This window comes from Nostoc sp. (assembly GCF_036917515.1).
Classification (GTDB): Bacteria; Cyanobacteriota; Cyanobacteriia; order Cyanobacteriales; family Nostocaceae; genus Nostoc.
The window spans coordinates 26,215-48,636 of record NZ_JBALDE010000159.1; the positions used below are offsets into that span (position 1 = coordinate 26,215).

Annotated in this window: 15 protein-coding genes; 4 read left to right on the plus strand and 11 right to left on the minus strand. The window is 40.3% G+C overall.

What is annotated here, in order from left to right:
- Positions 1–29: 29 nt before the first annotated feature.
- The 4 genes from V7K89_RS20735 to V7K89_RS20750 form a co-directional block, all read right to left on the minus strand.
- Positions 30–851, minus strand: coding sequence for an SDR family NAD(P)-dependent oxidoreductase (locus tag V7K89_RS20735; protein WP_335190412.1), 822 nt, complete (start codon positions 849–851; stop codon positions 30–32).
- A 1,277-nt stretch (positions 852–2,128) separates the two neighbouring features.
- A complete protein-coding gene (locus V7K89_RS20740) occupies positions 2,129–2,380 on the minus strand; it encodes a hypothetical protein (protein ID WP_335190414.1) in 252 nt (83 codons plus the stop codon).
- Between the two features lie 279 nt (positions 2,381–2,659).
- Positions 2,660–4,804 (minus strand): peptidase domain-containing ABC transporter, encoded by a 2,145-nt coding sequence (locus V7K89_RS20745; protein ID WP_335190416.1) that lies wholly within the window; start codon positions 4,802–4,804, stop codon positions 2,660–2,662.
- 587 nt (positions 4,805–5,391) lie between these two features.
- On the minus strand, positions 5,392–5,667 hold the full coding sequence (locus V7K89_RS20750; protein ID WP_335190418.1) for a hypothetical protein: 276 nt from the start codon (positions 5,665–5,667) through the stop codon (positions 5,392–5,394).
- A gap of 1,094 nt (positions 5,668–6,761) precedes the next feature.
- On the opposite strand from V7K89_RS20750, the gene V7K89_RS20755 reads away from it, so the two are divergent.
- Positions 6,762–8,093 (plus strand): HlyD family efflux transporter periplasmic adaptor subunit, encoded by a 1,332-nt coding sequence (locus V7K89_RS20755; protein WP_335190420.1) that lies wholly within the window; start codon positions 6,762–6,764, stop codon positions 8,091–8,093.
- Between the two features lie 339 nt (positions 8,094–8,432).
- Here the strand turns inward: V7K89_RS20755 and V7K89_RS20760 are convergent, their stop codons facing one another.
- Positions 8,433–10,148, minus strand: a complete 1,716-nt coding sequence (locus V7K89_RS20760) for an alpha/beta hydrolase (RefSeq protein ID WP_335190422.1) — start codon at positions 10,146–10,148, stop codon at positions 8,433–8,435.
- A 248-nt stretch (positions 10,149–10,396) separates the two neighbouring features.
- Between V7K89_RS20760 and V7K89_RS20765 the strand changes: the two genes are divergently transcribed.
- The gene (locus V7K89_RS20765) at positions 10,397–10,591 is read left to right on the plus strand and encodes a hypothetical protein (RefSeq protein ID WP_335190424.1); all 195 of its coding nucleotides are present in this window, start codon (positions 10,397–10,399) and stop codon (positions 10,589–10,591) included.
- A gap of 20 nt (positions 10,592–10,611) precedes the next feature.
- On the opposite strand, the gene V7K89_RS20770 is transcribed toward V7K89_RS20765, so the two are convergent.
- The 4 genes from V7K89_RS20770 to V7K89_RS20785 form a co-directional block, all read right to left on the minus strand.
- A complete protein-coding gene (locus V7K89_RS20770; protein ID WP_335190426.1) occupies positions 10,612–11,526 on the minus strand; it encodes an ion channel in 915 nt (304 codons plus the stop codon).
- A 207-nt stretch (positions 11,527–11,733) separates the two neighbouring features.
- A complete protein-coding gene (locus V7K89_RS20775; RefSeq protein WP_335190428.1) occupies positions 11,734–12,627 on the minus strand; it encodes a YsnF/AvaK domain-containing protein in 894 nt (297 codons plus the stop codon).
- 242 nt (positions 12,628–12,869) lie between these two features.
- Positions 12,870–13,844 carry a DUF2382 domain-containing protein gene (locus V7K89_RS20780; protein WP_335190430.1) on the minus strand — a complete coding sequence of 325 codons (975 nt, stop codon included), beginning with the start codon at positions 13,842–13,844 and terminating at the stop codon, positions 12,870–12,872.
- A gap of 463 nt (positions 13,845–14,307) precedes the next feature.
- Complete coding sequence (locus V7K89_RS20785) at positions 14,308–15,117, minus strand: DUF2382 domain-containing protein (RefSeq protein ID WP_335190434.1); 810 nt, start codon at positions 15,115–15,117, stop codon at positions 14,308–14,310.
- 237 nt (positions 15,118–15,354) lie between these two features.
- Between V7K89_RS20785 and V7K89_RS20790 the strand changes: the two genes are divergently transcribed.
- Complete coding sequence (locus tag V7K89_RS20790) at positions 15,355–16,086, plus strand: DUF1995 family protein (RefSeq protein WP_335190436.1); 732 nt, start codon at positions 15,355–15,357, stop codon at positions 16,084–16,086.
- Here the strand turns inward: V7K89_RS20790 and V7K89_RS20795 are convergent.
- On the minus strand, positions 16,083–16,424 hold the full coding sequence (locus tag V7K89_RS20795; RefSeq protein ID WP_335190438.1) for a hypothetical protein: 342 nt from the start codon (positions 16,422–16,424) through the stop codon (positions 16,083–16,085). The genes V7K89_RS20790 and V7K89_RS20795 overlap by 4 nt on opposite strands.
- Positions 16,425–16,747: 323 nt before the next feature.
- Between V7K89_RS20795 and V7K89_RS20800 the strand changes: the two genes are divergently transcribed.
- On the plus strand, positions 16,748–19,207 hold the full coding sequence (locus tag V7K89_RS20800; protein ID WP_335190440.1) for a two-partner secretion domain-containing protein: 2,460 nt from the start codon (positions 16,748–16,750) through the stop codon (positions 19,205–19,207).
- An 86-nt stretch (positions 19,208–19,293) separates the two neighbouring features.
- On the opposite strand, the gene V7K89_RS20805 is transcribed toward V7K89_RS20800, so the two are convergent.
- Complete coding sequence (locus tag V7K89_RS20805; protein WP_335190442.1) at positions 19,294–22,311, minus strand: zinc-dependent metalloprotease; 3,018 nt, start codon at positions 22,309–22,311, stop codon at positions 19,294–19,296.
- Positions 22,312–22,422: the final 111 nt, after the last annotated feature.

Consider the following 22,422-nt stretch of genomic DNA (forward strand, 5'->3'; position numbering starts at 1 on the left):
CAGCGATCGCCTTCGGCGTCTCCCCTTCTCTATGAGACGCTACGCGAAGGGGTAAGTTTTTCAATCAGCCGTTGTCTTTTTGGTACTGGCGGTGTTGCTATTCGTAAAATTAGCTCTAACAACCAAGGAGCAAGGCGTTGACACAATACAGCTAAATGACTTTGCCATCCGACTAAGATTTCTGATGAATCAGTCTGCATTCCGGTGACAAGTGCTTTAGCCACTTCCTGGGGAGTCATGGGGATCACCCAGCGAAACAATTTTAAGTCGCGCACCATGTCTGTGTCTGTCAGAGAAGGCAGTAATGCAATAACGCGGATATCGTGTTCGGCTAGTTCTTGGCGCAAGGCTTGGGTAAATCCTAAGATGGCAAACTTGGTTGCTGAGTATGTCGCCATCGTTGGTGCAGCTACTTTTCCCATCAGGCTCGATACATTGACAATTGTCCCTTGTCTTTGGCTGGCCATGCGTCGAGCAATCAAACTAGTGAGGTTGTACATTCCTAACAAGTTCACAGACAGTTCTTCTTGAACTTGGGGCATTTTAGATTGCAAAAACGAACTTTGATATGCGACTCCCGCACAATTAACTAGCAGGTGAATTTGTCCGTAATTGCGCCATAGTTGGGCAACAGCGATATGTACTTCTATTGTCTGCGTCAAATCTAAGGCCACGATCGCAGCTTCTGTACCCATAGCCTCGATTTCGTTGGCTACCTCCACTAACTTGCGGCGATCCCGTGCTATCAATATCATCCGTTTGATGCCTTGTTGCGCTAATTCCAGGGCGATCGCTCGTCCAATTCCACGCGAAGCCCCTGTAATTAGGGCAACTTTACCTTGAATCTCCATTGGTTTTATCCTCTAAAATTTAAGTCTTACCAAACTCTTCGTTATTGCCAATACACACAAGCAAGAGCTACTTGCTTGTCAGCACAAAGTAAGACAAATAATCAATCGCAATTGAAATCAAACTGAAACTAAGCCTTTAGCAACGAGATATTTCTTGTTAATCTGCAATCCCTCATAGTTGTCTATATGAGGTAGAAATTTCTCGTTCTTAACCCGTCAAAGCCTAACACACTTGGCTGAATGGGTATAGCTCATAGATTTTATTTCTCCTAAGATCCGAGCGTTCATCAGCATCGCTGTCATACACACGTTAGCAATTAAATCAAGCTATTGCAATCTTTTTTAATAAGTATTTCTTAATACTTATTAACGACAAGTACATATATATATACAAAAGATTTTATTAAATAAGTTTTTATAAATCCCTCAGTACCAATATCTTATTTTCCTGACAAATAGCCTTGTTTTAGGAAATTGTGATATCTAATTCATCCTTTAGAAAGAAAAAAGACATATAGATTTTGGCTGATGGTTGCAATAGTTAGAACTTTCAGCTAACTCATATAATTGCAACAGTATATTTACTGTTTTCTTGAAAAGAAAGATTGATGACTTTTATTGATTGAAAATAATCAATAAGAGCTAGAGCGTTGTCTGAAATTATCTGCCAAAACTTTAGGATAAATAGTAATTTGTTTAGGTTTAGCTTTGAGTTAATCAAAGTAATGCTTGAGACTTGCCTCGTCTATCCCAAACTTCAATTGTTCTCAAACAATAAGAACCCCGATTTATTAGAGAAGTCGGGGATCTGAAGTGTAAGTCAATATGATTCCAAATTGATGATTCCGCCGAAAACTGCACTCCGTATATTTACGTAATTATTAATTATTACTCCACGGTTAAATCGACTTACTTGCAGCAAGGATGGATTATCAATACTGTTTGGTTAAAAAGATTCGTAGATTGGGTTGAGCGTAAGCGTTACCCAAGAAACCAAGCAAAATGTTGGGTTTCGTTCCTTAGCCCACAGGCATCGCACTTTTAATCTCAATGTCTGAGCCGTCCTCCCTTACCAAGCCTACCGTGTATACACAAGTTGAATTACCCCCCTTAATCCCCTCTTGAAAAGGGGGGAAAAAAGAAATCTAGTTCCCTCCCCTTTCCAAGGGGAGGGTTAGGGTGGGGTAAAACCCTAGTTGTTCAGCTATTTCAGACTTGTGTATACACCGTACCTTACCAAGAGGGGACTACAGAGGGGTTAAAGCGATCTCAAATTCTTACGAATGATTTAGGACTGGTATATAAACAACAGATACCTCAAAGTCGTGTTGAAGTACTTGAAAGTCGTGTTGAGGTACTCCAAAATCGTGTTGAAGTACTTGAAAGTCGTGTTGAGGTACTCCAAACTCGTGTTGAAGTACTTGAAAGTCGTGTTGAAGTACTTGAAAGTCGTGTTGAGGTACTCCAAACTCGTGTTGGAGTACTTCAAACTTTGTTGCACCGCGATCAAGTACACAGGTGCGATCCATAAATCTCCACAAACAAAGCGATGTCTACGACGGGCTACGCCTACGCTTGACTTTTAAAACAGTCGCTACACATTTCTATTTTTTAGGTAGAACCTAGCCAGTATTGACACCAATCCCTATTCCCCGTCTAAGTATGTAGTCTAAGTATAGCTGTAGTCACAGCCTTTAGGACATAATGACAAACGTGAATACTAGGAACAGTAATAGTTTTACCTCCAGCAAGAACTGCCTTCTTCCTCCTGCTATACCTAAAAAATGCTATAAAGGCCATCAGCTTAATTAAGGAGTTAAAAAGTCTAAATGGTTTCCTGGTTGAGCACACAAATCTTCCACAGTTCCCTGAATTTGTAATTTGCCTTGATTTAATAGCACAATCCAATCAGCACGGGCAATTACTCTCGGACGGTGGCTAATCAGAATCGTAGTTTTGCCTTGGCGATGCAACAACAGTTGATTCAAAACTTGAGCTTCACTAACTGGATCGAGTCCAGCTGTTGATTCATCTAAAATCAGGATTGGTGGATCGTTGATGATGGCTCTTGCTATAGCCAATCTTTGCCGTTGTCCACCAGAAATATTTGACCCAAATTCACCTAATACAGTTTGATATTTTTCAGGTAGTTTACTAATAAAATCGTCTGCCTCAGCAATTTGGCAAGCGTTGACAATTTGCTCAAAGGTGACGTGAGGAGAACCTAACCGAAAATTATCAATAATAGAGCGACTCCAAAAATGAGCATCTTGCGGAACGAGGACAACTTGTTGCCGTAAACAATCAAGGGCTAAATCTTGCAGATTATAAATACCAATGCGAATGTTACCAGAATTAGGCAAATATAAACCTGCAATTAGTTTAGCAAGAGAACTTTTACCACAGCCAGATGTACCAATTAGGGAAATAACTTTACCACCAGGAATAGTTAGGGAGAAATCTTGCAGTAACTCTAGCCTCCCAGGGTAGTGAAAGTTAAGATCTGTGCAAATAATATCAGCCTTGCCAGGAATCTTCGTAAAAGGTTTTTTAGTATCGTCTTGATTTTCAGGTGTGGAATCGATAACTTCTGTTAAGCGCTGCGTGGCAGTTTTGGCACGAGTGAATTCATCTATAAAGTTGAGCGCAGTACTAATGAATGATAAAAAATTACCATTCATCCCGTTAAATGCTAGCAGTTGACCGATGCTGAGTTCCTTGTTAATAACTAGGATGCTGCCGAAACCAATCAGACTAATGCTACCAATACTAGAAACTAAACTAGAGAAGATACCGTTAATAATTCCAATCTGAATTGTGCGAAATGTTTGATTTGCTAAACGACCAAATCGGTTCTGAAATTCTTCCCAAAACTGGGGAGCGGCGGTAGTAGTTTTGAGTGTCAGGGCGCCTTTAAAGCTTTCAACAAGAACACCTTGGTTTTCTGCATCTAAGACTAAGACACTTCTAATTTTTTGTTGAAGTGTAGGCAGAAAAACAATCGTAGACAAACTCATTACAATCGCAATAATCACACCAACTAAGGTAAGTTTCCAGCTATAGAACAGCATGAAACCTAAAGAAACTGCTGCAATCAATAATTGGCTTGGTAAACTAATAATTGCTTGAGAAATTAGTTGATTAATTTGTTGAATATCTTGCAATCTGCTCACAATCTCGCCACTACGACGCGATTCATAGTAAGTCAAAGGCAACCGCAGGATTGTCCTAGCAAATTCTAAAATTAATCCTAACTCCAGCCGTTGGGCAAAATGGGCAATCAGGTTATATTGAACTAGTTTTAAACTACTTGACACAAGATTCATCACCACAACGGCAATAATTACAGCAGCAAGAAGCTGGGTGTCACCCCGAACTAGTACATCATCCGTCAGAATTTGGATTAGGAATGGAGAAGTTAATGAAAGCAGACCGATAAGTAGAGAGCACAAAAAAGCCTCGAATAGTATGCCTTGATAAGGCAATACACGCCGCATAAAGCGCCCAAAGCCGTCTATTTTATCATCAGGTTGAGCATAAAAGCGAACCGAATCTGGCTCTAATAAAAGCATCACTTTATCTGACCAACCCTCCATTAACTCTTTTTTAGAGACATAACGAATATTAACGGCTGGGTCGGCAACTATATATTTCTTACCTTTTTGACCATACAAAACAACCCAGTGGTAGCCTTTCCAGTGAATAATTGCTGGCAGTGGTGCTTGGTTCATCTGGTCTAATATTTCATTAGATGCTCTGACTGAGCGTGCATTAAAACCAAGCGCCTCAGCTCCCCGCCTCAGTCCTAACAATGTTGTTCCTAATTGACCAGTGCCTACAGCTTCCCGGATGCGATTTAGTGTAAAGTTGCGCCGATAATGTTTGGCAATGGAAGCAAGACAAGCAGCTCCACAATCTTCTTCACTATGTTGTGTAACAACTTGGTATTTCATTTTGCACTCCAGCATCTAAGAACATCGTGACAAAACCCAAAAAAATAGCAGGGTCTTATCCCTGCATGGTTAAAAATGTAGCGCATACTTTAGTCATACTATAGTTCTAATACACTAGACAAAATATCAGATTTTGATGCTCAGAGGAATGTAACCAGCAACTTACATTAGTTATCTTAAATTCGCTTTGTTAAATAAAAGTTGATACGGACTGTATCAACTTTTACTATGCTTACCTATCTTTACAACTACTCAAAAGTAATGGATATTTTGAGGAAAAAGTAGCATCGAAGTCTTATTGACAATTGCCTAATAGCAACTGTCAATAAGACTTTATTAAGTTTGTTTAAGAAAAGCAGATAGGTAAGAATAAACGTATGTTAAAATAACTCTCATATAACGAAGAGCTAATGGCTACTAGGATTAAGTCAACTAGCAATTAAACCACACGCAAACGTAATTTAACCTGCGTCAACAGTGTAAATTATTTGAACCGTGAACTTTCATCCTGAGTAGAGACATGTTAATCGTGTCTTTACGTTTATTACTTAACTTCTACTAAACTTCATAACTTTATAGAGGTGTGATTAATCATTAATAGTGGCGTTGATTGTGCTACTAGTGAAATCTGAACTATTATTAAAACTACTACCATCATCAATTGAGATGTCATCAGCTTTGACAATGGCTTTGCTTACTACTTTTGACTTAATTTTGATGACGTTCTTACCACCAGAGAGATTGGCTTCTTCAATAGCGGTTAATTCGGTAAAAAGTAAACTTTGCATGATTTTAGTTCTCACTTGATTGTTGGGATTTAGATAACATCGCACTACATTCATCAATGCAAATAAGGCATTCATGACTGCTTGTGTGCTTGTTACGAACATTATATGGGTGAAACTAGTTTAATAAAACAACTATTTTCTTAATAAATATGTACTACAAGTTATTAGTAAAGATACTACTTGGCTAATATTTATACTGTTTTCTGAAAAAACCATGATTTTTATTCTTTTTACAGAGATAAATATTCTGGATTTAATTGTATGGCAAAAATGTATATGCATATAAAGATTTTTATAATAAATAATGTCTGATTTGATACTAAATAGCACAAAATTAACGTATTAATACTGTTGATGAGGTCTAAAACCTGAAATAAAGAGTATAAAATCAGTTAAATAGTATGTTGTTATACAAAATTATGAAAAAGCAAATTTAGAGAACTCCAAAAATTTTGCTTGATTTTTTTATCTTACGTATTATCACGTAAGTATTCTTTTTTTTGTACTTTGCTTATACAGAAAGTATTGAAAATAGCATAAAATATCGTAATAACAACGCTTTGAAACTAGCTTAACTACTTATTAATTAGAAGAGAAAAGAAAAGTTTTCTCTCTATTATAGAAATTTTTGCAAGTAAATAAAGAAAGGGTAAAGTTTTAGAAGAAAATTATAAAGATTTGGTCTTTTTACTAAAAGACACTAATTGTTATATAGACTTAGGCTATAGATCAGTTTTTAGCTATTGCTGATGGAAAAACCTCTAAAACAGCAGCGGCTTATCTTCTCCCAAGGGAAGAGGCTAAGAAGACTAAGCTTTTAGAGGATGTTTGAAAAGTCGCAAAGTATATTAGAAAACCCTTTCTAAACCTCTCCCCAAAAGGTCGAGAGGCTTTTAAATCCTCCCTTTCCTAGAAAAAAAGGGAGATAGAGACGTTAGATTTCTGAGGCTTAGATGTTAGCAATAATACTTTTCAAACAACCTCTCAGAGTGCACAAAGGAGGCTCCTAACTTGAAAATGCTCGTTCAATAAATATCTATATATATAGATATAATGTCGCTCGACATTTTCATACTTGGTAGTGTACGAAGTTCATAAATATTACCTTCTTCACTAGCTAGCTATTTGCTAGATTGTTTGCACAACCAAAATATATATTTTTAATGTATATGCTTATTGACCCCCAACCGGACTTTCTCCGACCAGTTGAAAACGACGAATATCTTCCTCCGATTAGCAGTTGGACATGGCTGGGAGGGATATTTTTAATTGGAAGTGTTGGCACTGCCTTCGGTCTTGCAAGTGTCATTCAATATAACGTAGTAGTGAGAGCAGATGGTACTGTCCGTCCCACGGGAGAAATACGGTTAGTGCAGGCAGCAGCAGAGGGGACGGTTAGAAGCATTAGGGTGAAAGAAAATCAAGTTGTGAAAAGGGGAGATGAGATTGCACTGCTCTACGACGCCCAATTACAAAGTAAAAAAAGCCAAATTTCCGGCAATATTCGGCAGAATCATTTACAAAGAACGCAAATCGATGCACAAATAAGAGCGCTACAGACTCAAATCACAGCTGAATCCAAATCGATGGGACAGGCGATTATCTCCGCGCAAGCCGATCTTAGTCGTAATCAACGGGATTATGGAGACAAGCGAGTTACCAGTAAGGCAGAAGTGGAAGAAGTAGAAGCCTCTGTGGAGTTAGCAAGGGAGGAACTGAAGCGATATCAGCAGTTAGCAGATACTGGAGCGATCGCAGCTTTACAGATTAAAGAAAAAGAACAAGCTTTCAAGGCTGCACTTGCCAGATTAGAACGGATCAAAACTGGACTCAATCCCACTAGTGCAAATGTGGAGATCGCCCAAGAACGCATTGCCCAAGAACGGGCAAAGGGTGACTCTATGATTGCGGCATTGAACAAAGAAAAACAAGAACTTATTGGGCGTCAAGTAGAAATTCAAAATCAAATCAGCAGCGCTCAAGAAGAGCTAAAACAACTCTCAACAGAACTGCAAAAAACTGTAATTCAGGCTTCAGAGGCAGGTACTATCCTGAAACTAGAATTAAGAAATCCTGGGCAAGTTGTGCGGATTGGGGATGCGATCGCTCAAATTGCTCCTAGTAGAGCTGCTCTGGTGATCAAAGCCCGTGTTGCCGCTTCTGATATTAGCAAAGTGCAGGTGTGTAAAGCCGTACAAGTAACAAAATGTTCACAAGGGGAAGTACAAATGCGGCTTTCTGCCTATCCGTACCCAGATTATGGCATCCTCAAAGGTGCTGTCAGAGCCATAACCGCCGACGCTATTACATCTCAAGTTAACGGCAATCCAATTGCGCCTTACTATGAGGTGACTATTGAGGCAGAGAGACTTTATTTAAAAAAGGGCGATAAATCCTATCCCATTCAATCAGGAATGGAAGTTACAGCTGATATCATTTCCAAAAAAGAAACCGTAATGACATTTATTCTGAGAAAAGCAAGGCTGCTAACAGATTTGTAGGCTTCTTCCTATATTCCACGCTATTGAGAATCTGAGAACCACTCAGGATTTACGCATTAGACCTCTTGCACGAATGTAAAACTAGCCCTCATCCCCCAACCCCTTCTCCCAAGTGTGGGAGAAGGGGAGCCAATTTTAAAGTCCATTTCAAAGTCCCTCTCCTTTGGGAGAGGGATTTAGAGTGAGGACTTTTGATTTATGCAAGAAGTCTATTGAAAACCGGAAACCTCGATCCTCTCTAATTCTCCTCAAATACTTGTGTCTATACACAAGTATTTGAGAGTTGCACCACAGATTTTTGATCCCTCCAACCCCCCTGCAAAAGCAACGTCGGCTGTTTCATTGTCTCAAAGGTTGATTAGGCGTAGGCATAGGTTGAGGATTTGATGGTTTGCTGGACTGGGGATTTGGTCCACTCCAAATTTGATTGAACTCAGCTACCGACAACGACTGTAAAATACTGAGATTAAGCGGCTCTTTGCTGATAAATGTGGCGTAGGAAGGCTGCAAATAGGAACGATATTCTGGGCGGTTGAGGAGATGGGTTTCTAAAAAAGCGATGCTGAGGGCGTTGAGATAGGAATAAATAGCAGCAGGATCGGGGCCCAGTAAAGCAGGTGGCACAGGTAAGACACCATTTTGAGGAGTAGGTTCGGCGATCGCTGAAAAGTGGGTAGCATTTTCAATCAAAGCCAAGTACTTATTAGAGTCAGAAAGCCAGGTATAGGGGCGAATTTGCTCAGATACGGGTGGTGCAAAAACATCTTGACTACCTGCTACCAGCATGACGGGAATTTTAATTTGACTGATTCCTCCCTGACCCAAAACTGAACTGTCAATAGGATTAATCGCAATGATCGCCTTGATGCGATCGTCTTTGAGTTCGTAATTTATTGGTGGTAAATCGTTTGCTTGACACTGCAAAAACAGCGACAAATTTAAGGAAGAATTATTGGGATTACAATCTCGCTTCAGTTGGCTAAAGTTAATATTAGCTCCTGCTAAAGTCAAAACAGTATAACCACCAAAAGACTGACCGATTGCCCCAACTTGCTGAAAATTGAGTTTTCCCTGGAGGGTGGGATCGGATTTATCTAGACGCTGGAGTTCATTGAGGAGATATTTGATATCCAAAGGTCGGTTGATAAATTCTGCTGCATCAGGCGGCCCTGCCAAACCCGCAAAGTATAGCTGAAAGCGTTCGGCATTACTACCAGGGTGTTCTAGTACAGCAACGGCAAAACCATAGGATGCTAGATGTTCAGCCAGATAGACAAAGCTAGAACGGTCTGAGGCCAGTCCGTGAGAAATTACAATCAAGGGAAAGGGAGGCGCAAGTAAGTCTCCAGCTTTTTGTGAACCTGCTGACGGCAGATAGATATCCACAGGTAGACGGCGTGAGCGACGAATGTCATTTAACTCCAGACTTTTTTTCTGCCAGGTGAATTTTCCTGGCGATCGCAAATCTGGTTTTTGGGAGAAATCAATTTTGGAAGTAGCTGCTTGAGCGATCGCTTCTTTTTGCAAAGAGGCAAAAACTTCATCCTTTTTTTTGATCAATTGCGACAAGTCATCGACTATCCTTAACCCCTCAGTGAAATTCACTCGTATAGTATCGCTAGGAAATTTCCGCAGTAAATTTACAACCGTTAAACCCTCTTGTTGATCGGCAGCAGACAAAATTAAAGAGGCACGTATGGCATAAAAGCCATTTTTTCGAGACTCAGTGAGGAGTAATTTTCCCAGTTGTTGCACCAGCTGCTCGCCTATCGGTGAGTAGGTAACTTGAGATACTAGTGTAGGTGTGACATCAAAGCGTTGCTGGAGTAAATCCCTCAATTGAGCAAGTTGTTCGGGAGTTGCACGACTAGCATAAAATGAAAAATCTTGATCGATTTTGCCTTCTTTAGCAAAAGTTTCCAGCGAGTCCACGGATAAATAAAATTCGCCGAAGGGAGGATAAAAAAAGCTAATGCGTTCAGCCCCCAATCCGGGAGTAGCAGTCAAGAACGTAGATAGCAAACCTAAACCCAGATATCTCAAAAATTTTTTCATTAGAAAAACCCACTATCTAACCCTGGCAAACAAGTTTGGGCAGGGAGGAAAGCGGGGCGGGATATATAACCGCTTTCCTGTTTAATTGGTTTAGATATATCAAACAGGCTACAAGCATAATAAAGCAAGTACTTACCAAAAATTTGACAGGAGCTTTGAAATATCAAAATACATGGGTAGGTAGCAAATTTTTCAGCCAAATAGCATCAGTAGAGCGATAATAGATATAGAGATCAAAATTAAGTTATATGTCCTTTGCTTCCTGCGCCTGTTGTGTTGTCGTCCTCAACCAACAACAAGAGCAAAATATCTCCCATCAAAACCAGTGCCAGGATGTACAAGTTAACCACAGTAAGAGCGCGGTTAAAAGTCGCACTGTAATTGAAAATGGTCGAGTAGTCGTTAAACCCTTACAACCACCACTCAATCAGACTTCTGAATAACTTTCAAAAATTTAATCTCTTCACTCTAAAGGTAAAACATCGTGGAAGCGGTTGTAATCAATGTAGCGATGTCCATCGGGTGTGTGGTAAAAGATATCGACAAATTGATTATTCCACAAAATCTCATTAGCACTATAGCTATGACGGGCATTGACGACCTGGACAACCGTTTCATCAATGCCACTCAAAGAGACAATCAGCGTAGTATTTGTCTGGGTTAACGATTCTGGTGTCATCCCATATAAAGGACTAAACTCATCAATGACATGCATCACTGACCAGCTTAACGTGAAGCTAGGTGTTTGGTTTCTCACCAATTTGAGATCGTAGAACCGACGCATGGATTGTCCTTCTAGGGTTACTTCGTCGCGCATCAAGTAGACTCGCATCTGCGCCTCTAGAATCGTATTGCGACGCTTATTAGCGCTGCGAAATATGAGAGTCGGCATTGCATCATGAACTGTAATCACAGCAACACGGCTAAAGAGTACACGGGCTGTAGGCCGAGAGAATCGAGCAAACGCTAGTCCTGTCATCACAGCAATTCCCACTAAACCGATCATTGCTTCAATCGTGACAATAATGTTGGCGTAAGTTGTTTTCGGATACATTGCCCCATAGCCGATGGATGCTAGGGTTTGGACGCTAAAGAAAAAGACATCTAAAAAAGAGCTAGGTCGGGCGTTGGCAATACAATCTCCTCCGATCAAGTAAGCCAGGGCAAATAGAGCATTAATAGTTACATAGAAAGTACAAATCAGGAATATAAAGCCAGTCCAGGGAATCGTTAACAGCAGATGATAAGGATCGCGCCAGTAGGAATGCCATGCACCCACACCTATAATCTCAAATTTTCCATCTTGAACTTGAATTTTAATCGGTGAGATCAGATGCTGTCGTTTCTTGGGTAAAAGTCTCTTCAGTCGAAATTTCATTGCAAGTAGCCAAAAGAACGGCAACTACTTAGTATTGTAAATTAAGTTGCTTTAGAGACATTCACTCTAGACAATTATGGAGTGGGGAGTGGAAATTTAAACTTTTGTACAGACGCGATTAATCGCGTCTCTACCTTTTCTTAAATCAGCAAAAAAATAGGGTGTGCAATGCCCACCCTACTATGTTTATCTGCTAGAAACTTATTGTTATGGCTTTAGTGATTGACCTTTAGAACAGCGATCAAACCACTCCTGGTATTTTTTCTGGTGTGACTCATCTTCAACAGTAATGGTAACACGCACCTGCTTACAGCCGTGATTTCGTTCTAGTGCGATCGCATTCAACAATAAATTAGCAATTCTCGGTGAGCTAAATTCGCCGCTTACCGTTAAACCATTGTTGTCATGTGTAACTTCAAGTTTTTCTACTTCGGTCAAATCAACGCCAGGAATTTCTCCTTGTCCTAAATCAATTTCTGCAAGTTGTTTTTGTTCTGGGCTAATTTGTTCCACAATCAGCTTTTCACGCCGAACAGGAACTTGTACCATCTGGGTTTCGATTACTTTGCGAACAATTACCTCACCAACTTTACGCTTACTGTTTTCAATAACTAGTCGTTCTTCTATTAGACGAATAATCTGTTCTTCAGGAACCTGTTCTAAATTATTTAATGGCTCAACTGGGCTATTTGTCATTTTATTTTTAGCTAGTTGCTCAGTCGAGTTAAAATCGCCTGGTGTTTCTGATTCTAAATATTCAGGCATATATTCAATTTCTGATTTGTTTAAGTCTATGAAAACAGATTTAGTCGGCTTGTCTATTTTTTTTATTCTCTGGCTCTGTAACCGAAATAAAGAAGGATATTTATCAGCTAACTGCTGGGTAGATTCAGCAGTTCTTTGATTAGCCTGGTTAGATATAACGAGGTTTAGCCGACGATTACCATCCACAATTAAATCATGAACTACTCCTACTAGCTGACCTTGATTATCAAACACAGCAAAATTGTTCACCTTCTTTCTTAAATCTGCCAGTGAGGAGGTAGTGCGAGAATTACCCTTTGCCTGTAAAGTGTTTTTTGCCATAGTTTGGCTATTCATCTGGAAAATTTACGAAGTGCTTTCTGCTTAGCTAAATTAAATGTATTAATCATCTGGATACCATTTAGAAAACATTTGCGATCAATGGATTTATCCAACTTATATCCAGAGTAATATTTGCAATCAAAAAACTTAAGTGGTATCAGCTATTGTAAGCACAGGTAAAGCTAATTCAACAGCCTCACCTGTACTGTGTAGAATTAATTATTAGTCATTAGCTAGTAACTAATGACCATGTTTAGTTAACGTTCTTCAATCGGAAGATTACCAGAATTCACATCTAACTCTTCACGACGTACGGTTTCTTGAGTTTCAACTGTGTCTTGATCGACTACTTTTCTAACTCTGACTTCTTCACGCAAAAATGCTTCTTTGCGAACATCAGCAGTTTCTTCATGGATTTCTATACGAGCAACTTCGCCTTCACGGAAGTCTGCTTCGCGCCCAGAAACAGGCGTACCCGCATCTGCTGGAGTTACACGCTCAATCACAACTCGTTCTCTTTCTACTGGCACTGCAACCCGTGCAGTATCAGTTTCAACATGCTTGCCAATCGTTACTTCTCCAGTTTTTTGGCGTCGTTTGCTAGCAATCAGCCGTTCTTCATACAATCTCAGAGTTTGATGATCTTGCTCATTTAACCCGTATAAAGCAGGCTCATTTTCGTAAGTATAGCTATCACGGGTGTAAGTGGGAGTTGTAGGAGTTGTACCTAATGAAGGCTCATTTTCGTTAGTATAACTATCACGGGCGTAAGTAGGAGTTGTACCTAATGGTGTTACAGGCGCTCCTAAAGGATCTAATCCTGCTAAAGGGTCTAATGGTGTTGCAGCTTCTACAGGAAGATTGTTGTAGTCTGTGGGTTGGCGATATACTCCACGCACCCGTTCTTCATAATCGTAATCAAGGGTTTGACGTTCATCGAACTCAGGCAAATCTTCAGCTTGCTCTCTAGTCAAACCAATTGTGTAAACGCGATCAACGTTATAGTCAATACGGGCACGACCAATTGGTAGTAATACTTTTTTACCAAAAATCCAGAAGCCTAAGTCAACAACTAAATAGCGAAAATGGCCTTCTTCATCAACTAAAATATCACTGACAGTACCAACTTTTTCATCAGTTCCCTGTGTGTAGACACCCAGCCCTTTAATGTCATGACCATCAAAACTCTCTTGATAGCTAGGCTCAAAATCTTCTAATTTGTAAAGAACCATGTATGTTTAACCTCAAATATTTTTTTTCATCCCTTAATGTCTAAGCTAGACATTTATTTATTTTTGTACATCCATCTGCCGAATGAATTATTTCCAGAGTTTAATAATCGAAAGTTATAGAAATTTTTGATCGATATAGCTAACTAGAGACATTAAATTGCGAGTATCTCACTTTGCTTTTGTAAAGATATGTCTAGCTTTAATACACTGTATTAACCAGATATATTAAAATTTTCACCGCAAAGTTTTGTATCTTTGGATCTGTACATGGTTTTTCAAAATGTAATTTTTTTGAATGTTAAGATTCCCAATTCCTTAGAAAGTCGAGAATCTTGTTATTGAATAAAAAACACAGGCAGAGATAAAAATTAACTTTGCCTGCATGATTATTTGCAGATAAATCTATCAAATAAATTTATAAATTAGCTAATTAAATAGCTTCATGTACAGTAACATCATATTATTACAGATGTAAATTCCCCGCAGTATCAACATCTAATTCTTCTCGACGAATAGTGTCTTGTGCTTCCACTGTGTCCTGTTCTATTACTTTCTTCACTCGGACTTCTTCACGCACAAACGCTTCTTTATGTATCTCAGGCGTTTCTTCATACACTTCTATACGTGCTACTTCCCCTTCTTGAAACTTAAGTTCATTGGAATTTACAACCTTTCCTGCTTCTGTTGGCGTAACTCGCTCAATTAGAACTCGTTCTTTTTGAACGGGTACTGTAACGTGTACAGTTTCTGTTTCAATGTGCTTACCAACCGTTACTTCTCCGGTTTTGATGCGGTGTTTGTTGGCAATTAATCGTTCTTCATAGAGTTTAAAAGTTTGATGAGATTGCTCATTCAACCTATATAAATCTGGATCTTCTTGGTAATCGTATGTATCACGTTCATAAGTCACACCGCTAGTTGGAGAACGAAATACACTACGTACCTTTTCTTCGTAATCATTATTAATGATCGCGTCTTCTGTATGATCGGGTAAACCTTCTATTTGCTGTCTGCTTAACCCATCAACATAGACGCGTCTTTCTAGATAACTGATCCGGCAAAGACCAGTTGGTAATAAGATTTTCTTGCTAACAAAATCTAAGCTTATATCAATAATTAAATAGCGAAAATGACCATCATCATCAACTAAAACGTCTGCAACTGAGCCAACTCTGTCCCCTCCGTTAGTATAAAGATCCAGCACTTTCAGATCATCTCCGCCAAAAGTATCTCGATAATTTTGGTCAAAATGTTCAAGTTTATGAAGAGGCATACACTGTTCCTACAGTTGTTTATAAGGTTTATTTACAAGTGTAAAAAATATTGAGCTAAGTATCCTCCTGCTGACGACTGAGTTCAATAGAGATATTTGAGGATTTATATTATTAGAGGAATATTCAAGTGAAACAGTCCTGCGTTTTAAGGGGATTGGGCAATCTCCTCTGTGTAAATCCTAATTAAGAGCCAATACTGAAACAATGGGAGTAGACACTATAGAACTATGCAGATTATGAGTGAACTTCCAAATACTCTTGAAGATGCGATCGCCCAATCTTGTGTAGCTGTCCAAGCTGCCCTTGCAGATGGCTGTACTCGCTTACAAGTTGAGTTCCTGTTCCCAGAACTGAAGTTTATGCCGGTGGCAGAACAATTTCTGCCGGCGTTTACAGATTATGATTCCCGTTTGAAGATTTTCTTTGCTGACGCTGGGGCTGCTGCCTTAGCGCGGCGTGATTGGGGAGATGCACCATTTCAAATTTTGGATATTGGTACGGGTAGGGCTGCTTCCTTGGAGACAAAAATTCAGCCAGAGGATGAAATTTTCTTATTCATTGCCCCGACATCCGTAGAAGTGCCGCAGTTAGAAAAGTTGTGTGAAGTAATAGGCGATCGCCCTTTAGTCTTATTAAATCCTCGCTTAGAAGATTCTGGAACCGTGGGCATTGGTTATGCAGCGAGAAAAATCCGCGATCGTTTTATCAGTACCATTGAATCAGCATATTACGTGCGCCCCATAGACGATCAAAGTGCCCTATATCGCTGTTACCCAGGACAGTGGGAAGTTTGGCTGGAAACCAAAGGCGAATATCAAAGAATTGCCGAATTACCTACAAAACCATCTGGTGATGATTTGGATCTCATTGTTTTAAAAGGACAACCGCAAACAACAGACGCGACACCTGCAAGAAAGCCCAGTGTGTTTAAGAGTTTGCAACGATTTTTAAAAGCGTTGAGCAGTTAGGCAAAAGCAGAGGTAGCAGGAGGAAACTTGATCATCTGCTGCCTCATTTTGAGTTTTTTATTTATCCTTTGAGAGTAAATCGTCACGAAGAAGACCGCTTCCGTCGCGAGGAAGACCGCTCCCGTCACGAGGAAGACCACTCCCGTCACGAGGAAGACCGCTCCCATCACGAAAAAGACCGCTTCCGTCACGAGGAAGACTGCTCCCGTTGCGAGGAAGACCGCTCCCATCACGAAAAAGACCGCTTCCGTCACGAGGAAGACTGCTCCCGTTGCGAGGAAGACTGCTCCCGTCACGAGAAAAACCGTTTCAGTTTGTTGGGGAGTGCGTAGACGCAAAGCGATTCGTTGCTAGATATCGCTGCTTTGGCAGAACAACAACTTAGGCGATTGCACTATATAATTCATAATTCATGCCTGATGTGAATTAAAAACGCCTCTTGTACCGTAAGGGTTTTGAGATTGTCCAAAATCATAATTTTGGAATTATTAACGCAATTACATGGATTTCAACACTTAATTCACATTAAACGTGAATTATTAATTATTCGGTCACACGATGAAGTTACTGATTTATCAGGGGTGCTATGTCAGGAATAACTCAAAATTGGCAGTGTTGGTGTAGTAAATTTGTAATATCAGTCAGTTGCTTGGTGGCAAGTATGTTAATTGCTTCCTTGCAAGAGCGTGTTTTTGCCCAAATTATCCCGGATACCAGCTTGCCTAATAACTCTAGGGTTACAACGGATGGGAACATCTTCAATATTACTGGAGGAACGCAAGCAGGACATAATTTGTTTCACAGTTTTGACCAGTTTTCTGTGCTTACTGGTCATACTGCTTCTTTTAATAATGCTGTAGATATTCAAAATATTATTAGCCGAGTAACGGGTAGGTCAATTTCTAATATTGATGGGTTAATTCGCACTCTTGGTACGGCTGACCTGTTTCTGATAAATCCAAATGGGATTATTTTTGGTCCTAATGCCAGCTTAAATATTGGTGGTTCATTTGTAGCTTCTACAGCTAGTAGTCTATTATTTGCCGAGGGCACGGTTTTTAATACTAAACCTGATACTTCTACTACTCCCTTGCTGACCGTCAGCGTGCCGATTGGTTTACAATTCGGAGTAACTGCGGCTCCTATCCGCAATCAATCCCAAGCAAGCCCAAATAATAGTTTTAATAGTTTTAATAGACCTGTTGGCTTACAGGTGCAAACAGGCAAAACCTTGGCAATTGTAGGCGGTGACATAACGTTAGAGGGCGGTAATTTAACAGCAGGAAGAATTGAGCTAGGAAGTGTTGCTGCTAATAGTCTGGTCAGTCTCATTTCAACAAACCAAGGCTTGTTTTTGGGATATGAAAATGTCCAAAATTTCAAAAATATTCAACTCATTGACAGATATGTTAACGGTATTAGTAATATTTCATCTCAAGTAGATGCTAGTAACGGAGATAATAGTAGGGGCAATATCCAGGTGCAGGGTAATACGGTTGAATTACAGGGTAATTTTGTTCGCTTAATAAGCCTGACTAGAGGTGCAAAAGATGGCGGAGACTTAAATATTAATGCCAGAAAATTAATTGTTGGGGATGGCGCAGCAGTATTCACTGCTACTATAGGTGATGGTAATGGAGGTAATATTATTATCAATTCTGGTTCGTTCTCGTTACGCGATGGCGCTCAACTTACTACCTCAATATTTGGACTAGGGAATGCGGGGAATGTGACAGTGAATGCACTTGATGCTACTCTTGCAAATGCTGGCATTCTCAGCACGGTGTCACCAGGGGGTGTAGGTAGAGGTGGCAATATCGACATCAATGCTATAACACTATCACTAATTGATGGCGCTCAACTTACTGTCTCAACATTGGGATTAGGGAATGCGGGAAATGTGACAGTACAGGCACGAGATGCTGTTTCCCTCGCTGGTAATGCTGCCATCTTCAGCACACTAGGTTCTACAACCGCGCCAATCATTAAAGTCAATTTTGATGACTCTGGGCGTCCCACAGTCACAATTGAGCCTCGCGAACAAACTATCAACCCAAATGCTTTAGGTAATAGTGGAAATATAAACATCACATCTGGGTTACTCAGTATCACTAATGGCGCTCGACTGACTACTAGCATTTTTGGCAAAGGAAATGCAGGTAGTATCAATCTTAAGACTCAGAATGCAGTATTTAGTGGTAATGATATCAGTGGTTTATCAAGTGGTGTTTTTAGTGCAGTGGAAAAAAATGCAGTGGGAAATGCCGGAACCATTGGAATTACCACAAATGAACTAACACTTAAGAGCGGCGCTCAATTAGTTGCCAGCAGTTTTGGAGAAGGAAATGCAGGTGCTATAACAATTCAAGCCACCGATAAATTTTTAGTAAATGGAATTAATAGCAATGGCTTACCTACGGGTGTATTTGCAGAATCCAGAACAGGTCGGGGTGGAAATATTCGGCTAAATATAGAAAATTTACTTATGTTGCGTTATCAGGGTTTAATCTCTGCCACTAGTGGTGTTGCTGGTAGTAATGGACTTGACGGCAATATAAACATCGACACCAAATTCTTAGTCGCTGTCCCCTCCGAGAACAGCGATATTATTGCCAATGGCTTTGGGCGAACTCCTGGTAGTAATATTCAAGTCAATGCCCAAGGAATTTTTGGCACTCTATTTCAAAAACAGCAAACCTTAGAAAGTGACATTGTTGCAACTGGAAAGGTCACATTAAACACGCCCGATGTTGATCCCAACCAGGGATTAAGCGAATTGCCAACAACACCAGTTGATACCAAGTTAGCCCAAGGTTGCTACAGTCCTGGTTACGCTCAAAACCGATTCGCGATCGCTGGACGCGGCGGTTTACCACCTAATCCTAGAGACATTCTCACTCCTGATGCAGTCCAAATAGATTGGGTATCCCTTAAACCCCGCAACAACAACCGTTCCTTACCACCTGTTACTAATAAACTAACTGCCTCCACTCCCAAACGCATTGTTGAAGCTACAGGTGCAGTGCTAAACGCCAAAGGACAAATAGTTCTCACTGCTAATTCATCCACCGCTACTCCTCATACTTCTAGACAGAACCCAATTCAATGTTATGGTAGCTAAAGTTACTCAGACTCTTGCAGCGTCCTGCTTGCTCTAGAAGAAGAGGAGTTAGGAATTTTACTATTAACTCCTCACTCTTAACTTTTTTAATTTGTTTGCAACGGTGCATTCAAGACTTTCTCAATGCGATCGCGCGTTTCTAATAAGTGCGCTTTGGTGTATTCATCCTCAGAATTAACCCCCTTGAGCTTCTCATCAAGTTGTTTTAGTTTATACCAAGCTAAAGTGCGAGCATCTTCTGGAACATTTTCTTTTCGCAATACCATACTAGTCAAAATATCCAAATATTGACGCTGCAAGCCTCGCCGCAAACTAGCAATCTTCATTGGTTTACCTTTTGGTTTGATGACTTCTGTCCAAATATCTGATTGTAAAGTATCAAATAGTTCCGGCAGGGTCAGTGCTTTTCCTTCGGGAGTTTTGAGTTCAATATCCTTGAGACGAGAGAGGCGATCGCCTGAGAGTAAATCTCGTAACACAGAACCCTGCATCAGTAGCACCAAGTCATGAATGGGAAAATCCAAACGACCAACTTGCGGAGAACTACCCCAATGTCGCCAACGGGAGGGTGCTAATTTATTCAGTAATTCTGGTGAAAAACTGAGAGCATCTTCTGCAAATACATACTTTTGCAGCGTTTCTAAAGCTTGCCGTTGTTCTTCAACTGGTACTGGTTCAAATGGTAAACGGTGTTGGGGAATCCCAGAGAGTTTCTCAGAAGGTATCTCGCTGGGGTGAATGCGATAGAAAGATTGTCCCCCGATGTATTTTGTAGTGTAATATATTTGCTGGAAATAATTACCCAATACTGTGCTAAAACGTTCGCTGACATCGCTGTAACTATCACCAGCCATTGGGAAACGCTTATCGAGACGTTCCCACATCACCCGGGAATTATTCAACTGCCACTGAGAATAAAGCAGCACATTACCGCTGTTATCCCAAGCATCAGCTGTGGGGTCAAGGTCATATACATCTTCATCTGTGGAATAACTTAACTCTGGCTTGTAGGATTGTGCAGCAATTTCCTCCAAAATTGGCTTTTCTGCTAGAGGAGTTGATGTCTGAATTGTTGTGTAGCCGTACTTAATCGCCCATTCATCATAAGGCCCCACCATACTAGGAAAATAATCTCCCTGTTTTGTCCCTTGAGGAGCAATATTTGGGGGAATATAGTCCATGACAGAAGTTGTCAGACCTTTAGTTTTGGTAATTTCCGTATTATTCATCTCCTGTGGTGGTAACAGCGTACTACCACGGAAGTTATGACGCAAACCAAGAGTATGTCCAACTTCGTGAGCGATGATTAAACGTAAATATTGATTAATATATTCTTTCGCCTGGTCTGGAGTAGCCATAGTATCAGGCAGCAGTGACATCGCCAGCGAACCAAAAGCAAACTGGTTAGCAGCTTCCATCCCATAGCATAAATCGTACTCGCCTGCCATTTTTGATAAGCGATTCAACAACCCCTCTTTTCCTTGCATCTTCTGGGGCACACCATTGTTTTTCGCATCTAAACCATTGGCGCAAAGTAGACGATTTTGCATCAAAGCTGATAAGGTAGTGCGATTTTCTGTTTGGCTGGGTTGGACGATTTTGCGATATTCACTCTTGAGTGCGCGGATAAAGCTAGCATCTACAAGAATGTCTGCATCCAAAATTTCTCCTGTCAACGGGTTAACGCGGGATGGCCCCATTGCAAAGTATCCATCGACTGTGTTAATCCAGCGAATCGTGTTGTAACGAATATCTGCCGGGTCCCAGGTAGCATCATCTGGCATTTGGCGGACTTCAATTGCATCCTTGAACCCAGCTTTGAGAAAGGCTTTGTTCCACATGAGAACGCCTTCTTTCATGGCATCGCGGTACTCTAAGGGTACAGCATTATCAATCCAGAAGACAATCGGTTTTTTGGGACGAGAAATGACTGCTTTCGGGTCTTGTTTTTCTAAATGCCAACGATTGATGTAGCGGACAAAAGAATCGCTGCGATCGTCGTCTTTGGATAAATCTTGGTAGGCGGTGATGAAATAGCCGACGCGATCGTCAGCAAGGCGCGGTCGATAATCTAGATCGGGTAGTTGGGAGAGACTGTAGTGAACGCGCAGGGTAAAGCCACGGTTGTCAGCTAGCGACGCAAAGCTTGCTACTTCACTGTTGGGTTCAGCGCTATCAGAGTAATTCAAAACTGACTCGATTTCTAAGTTTTGGGGAAAGGCTTTAGCAGTACCAAAATAGGACTGGTCTGTGCTTGCGGGGACTCCTAAACTTGCAGATAATCCAGCTAAGTCTGTGAGTAACAAATCTCCCAAGTCAATGAGAATAGTTTTGCGTTGTGGATGAATGCTTTTAATAGAAATGTTGTAGAGAACAGAGTCGCTAAAAGATCGCGTCAGCGATCGCACTTGCGGATCTCCCTCACGAGTGCGAAAATTCACATTGCGGATGACAAAGTGTAGTTTATCATCCACCCGTTGAAAATAAAATAAAAAATCTTGTAAAGGCATACCACTATAAATACCCCGTTCGCCAATACCAGATTCCAAAGTTGCCGTAGCTAGGTAATTTTTATTAAGTTGTTCTGGCTTAATTTCTAGATAAATCTTATTCTTTTCTTTATTGCGATAAAGGGTGAACAATCCCCCTGACTTTTGGGTATTTTTAATTACTTGGTTAAATGGCTCTAAATCATCCTTTGCTGCTGGTTTAGCACTATCGGGCTTTTCATCCGGTTTTTCTGCGGGTTTCGCAACTTGTAAAAATGGTTGCTGACCTGCTTTTTTCAGGTTTTCTACTATCCAAATAAACTGTTGAGGCTGTACGTGTTTATTTTGATTGACTACCCAAACTTGCCCTGACGGTAATCTTTGTTTCTGAGGAATATTAATATCCTTTAATAATAAAGATGAAATTTTAGTTGAAGAAATTTCTGTCGATAACTTACTATTAGATTTATTTCCACCTCTAGCTGTAACGACATCTTCTACAACAATATGCTTGGCTGTATCAACATTGTTAACAAACGATGACTTAGCGCTAGCTGTCGCTATTCCTAAAAACAAAGTATGTAACAAAATCATATAAAAGGTTAATCTGTTCATCGCATTCATGACCTGATAACAATCTTTCGTTAATTTTTAACTTTTGCAAAGCAAAATAGCCTGCCCTCTGTCGATTCTCTCTCTTAGCTGCTTTATATTAGGCAACAAATC

What these genes read in the sequence shown, in the direction of transcription:
- V7K89_RS20760 (WP_335190422.1), bottom strand. Translation starts at nt 10,148, where the DNA reads ATGAAAAAATTTTTGAGATATCTGGGTTTAGGTTTGCTATCTACGTTC.
- V7K89_RS20750 (WP_335190418.1), bottom strand. Translation starts at nt 5,667, where the DNA reads ATGAATGCCTTATTTGCATTGATGAATGTAGTGCGATGTTATCTAAAT.
- V7K89_RS20735 (WP_335190412.1), bottom strand. Translation starts at nt 851, where the DNA reads ATGGAGATTCAAGGTAAAGTTGCCCTAATTACAGGGGCTTCGCGTGGA.
- V7K89_RS20765 (WP_335190424.1), top strand. Translation starts at nt 10,397, where the DNA reads ATGTCCTTTGCTTCCTGCGCCTGTTGTGTTGTCGTCCTCAACCAACAA.
- V7K89_RS20770 (WP_335190426.1), bottom strand. Translation starts at nt 11,526, where the DNA reads ATGAAATTTCGACTGAAGAGACTTTTACCCAAGAAACGACAGCATCTG.
- V7K89_RS20800 (WP_335190440.1), top strand. Translation starts at nt 16,748, where the DNA reads ATGTTAATTGCTTCCTTGCAAGAGCGTGTTTTTGCCCAAATTATCCCG.
- V7K89_RS20790 (WP_335190436.1), top strand. Translation starts at nt 15,355, where the DNA reads ATGAGTGAACTTCCAAATACTCTTGAAGATGCGATCGCCCAATCTTGT.
- V7K89_RS20775 (WP_335190428.1), bottom strand. Translation starts at nt 12,627, where the DNA reads ATGAATAGCCAAACTATGGCAAAAAACACTTTACAGGCAAAGGGTAAT.
- V7K89_RS20740 (WP_335190414.1), bottom strand. Translation starts at nt 2,380, where the DNA reads ATGGATCGCACCTGTGTACTTGATCGCGGTGCAACAAAGTTTGAAGTA.
- V7K89_RS20785 (WP_335190434.1), bottom strand. Translation starts at nt 15,117, where the DNA reads ATGCCTCTTCATAAACTTGAACATTTTGACCAAAATTATCGAGATACT.
- V7K89_RS20755 (WP_335190420.1), top strand. Translation starts at nt 6,762, where the DNA reads ATGCTTATTGACCCCCAACCGGACTTTCTCCGACCAGTTGAAAACGAC.
- V7K89_RS20745 (WP_335190416.1), bottom strand. Translation starts at nt 4,804, where the DNA reads ATGAAATACCAAGTTGTTACACAACATAGTGAAGAAGATTGTGGAGCT.
- V7K89_RS20805 (WP_335190442.1), bottom strand. Translation starts at nt 22,311, where the DNA reads ATGAACAGATTAACCTTTTATATGATTTTGTTACATACTTTGTTTTTA.
- V7K89_RS20780 (WP_335190430.1), bottom strand. Translation starts at nt 13,844, where the DNA reads ATGGTTCTTTACAAATTAGAAGATTTTGAGCCTAGCTATCAAGAGAGT.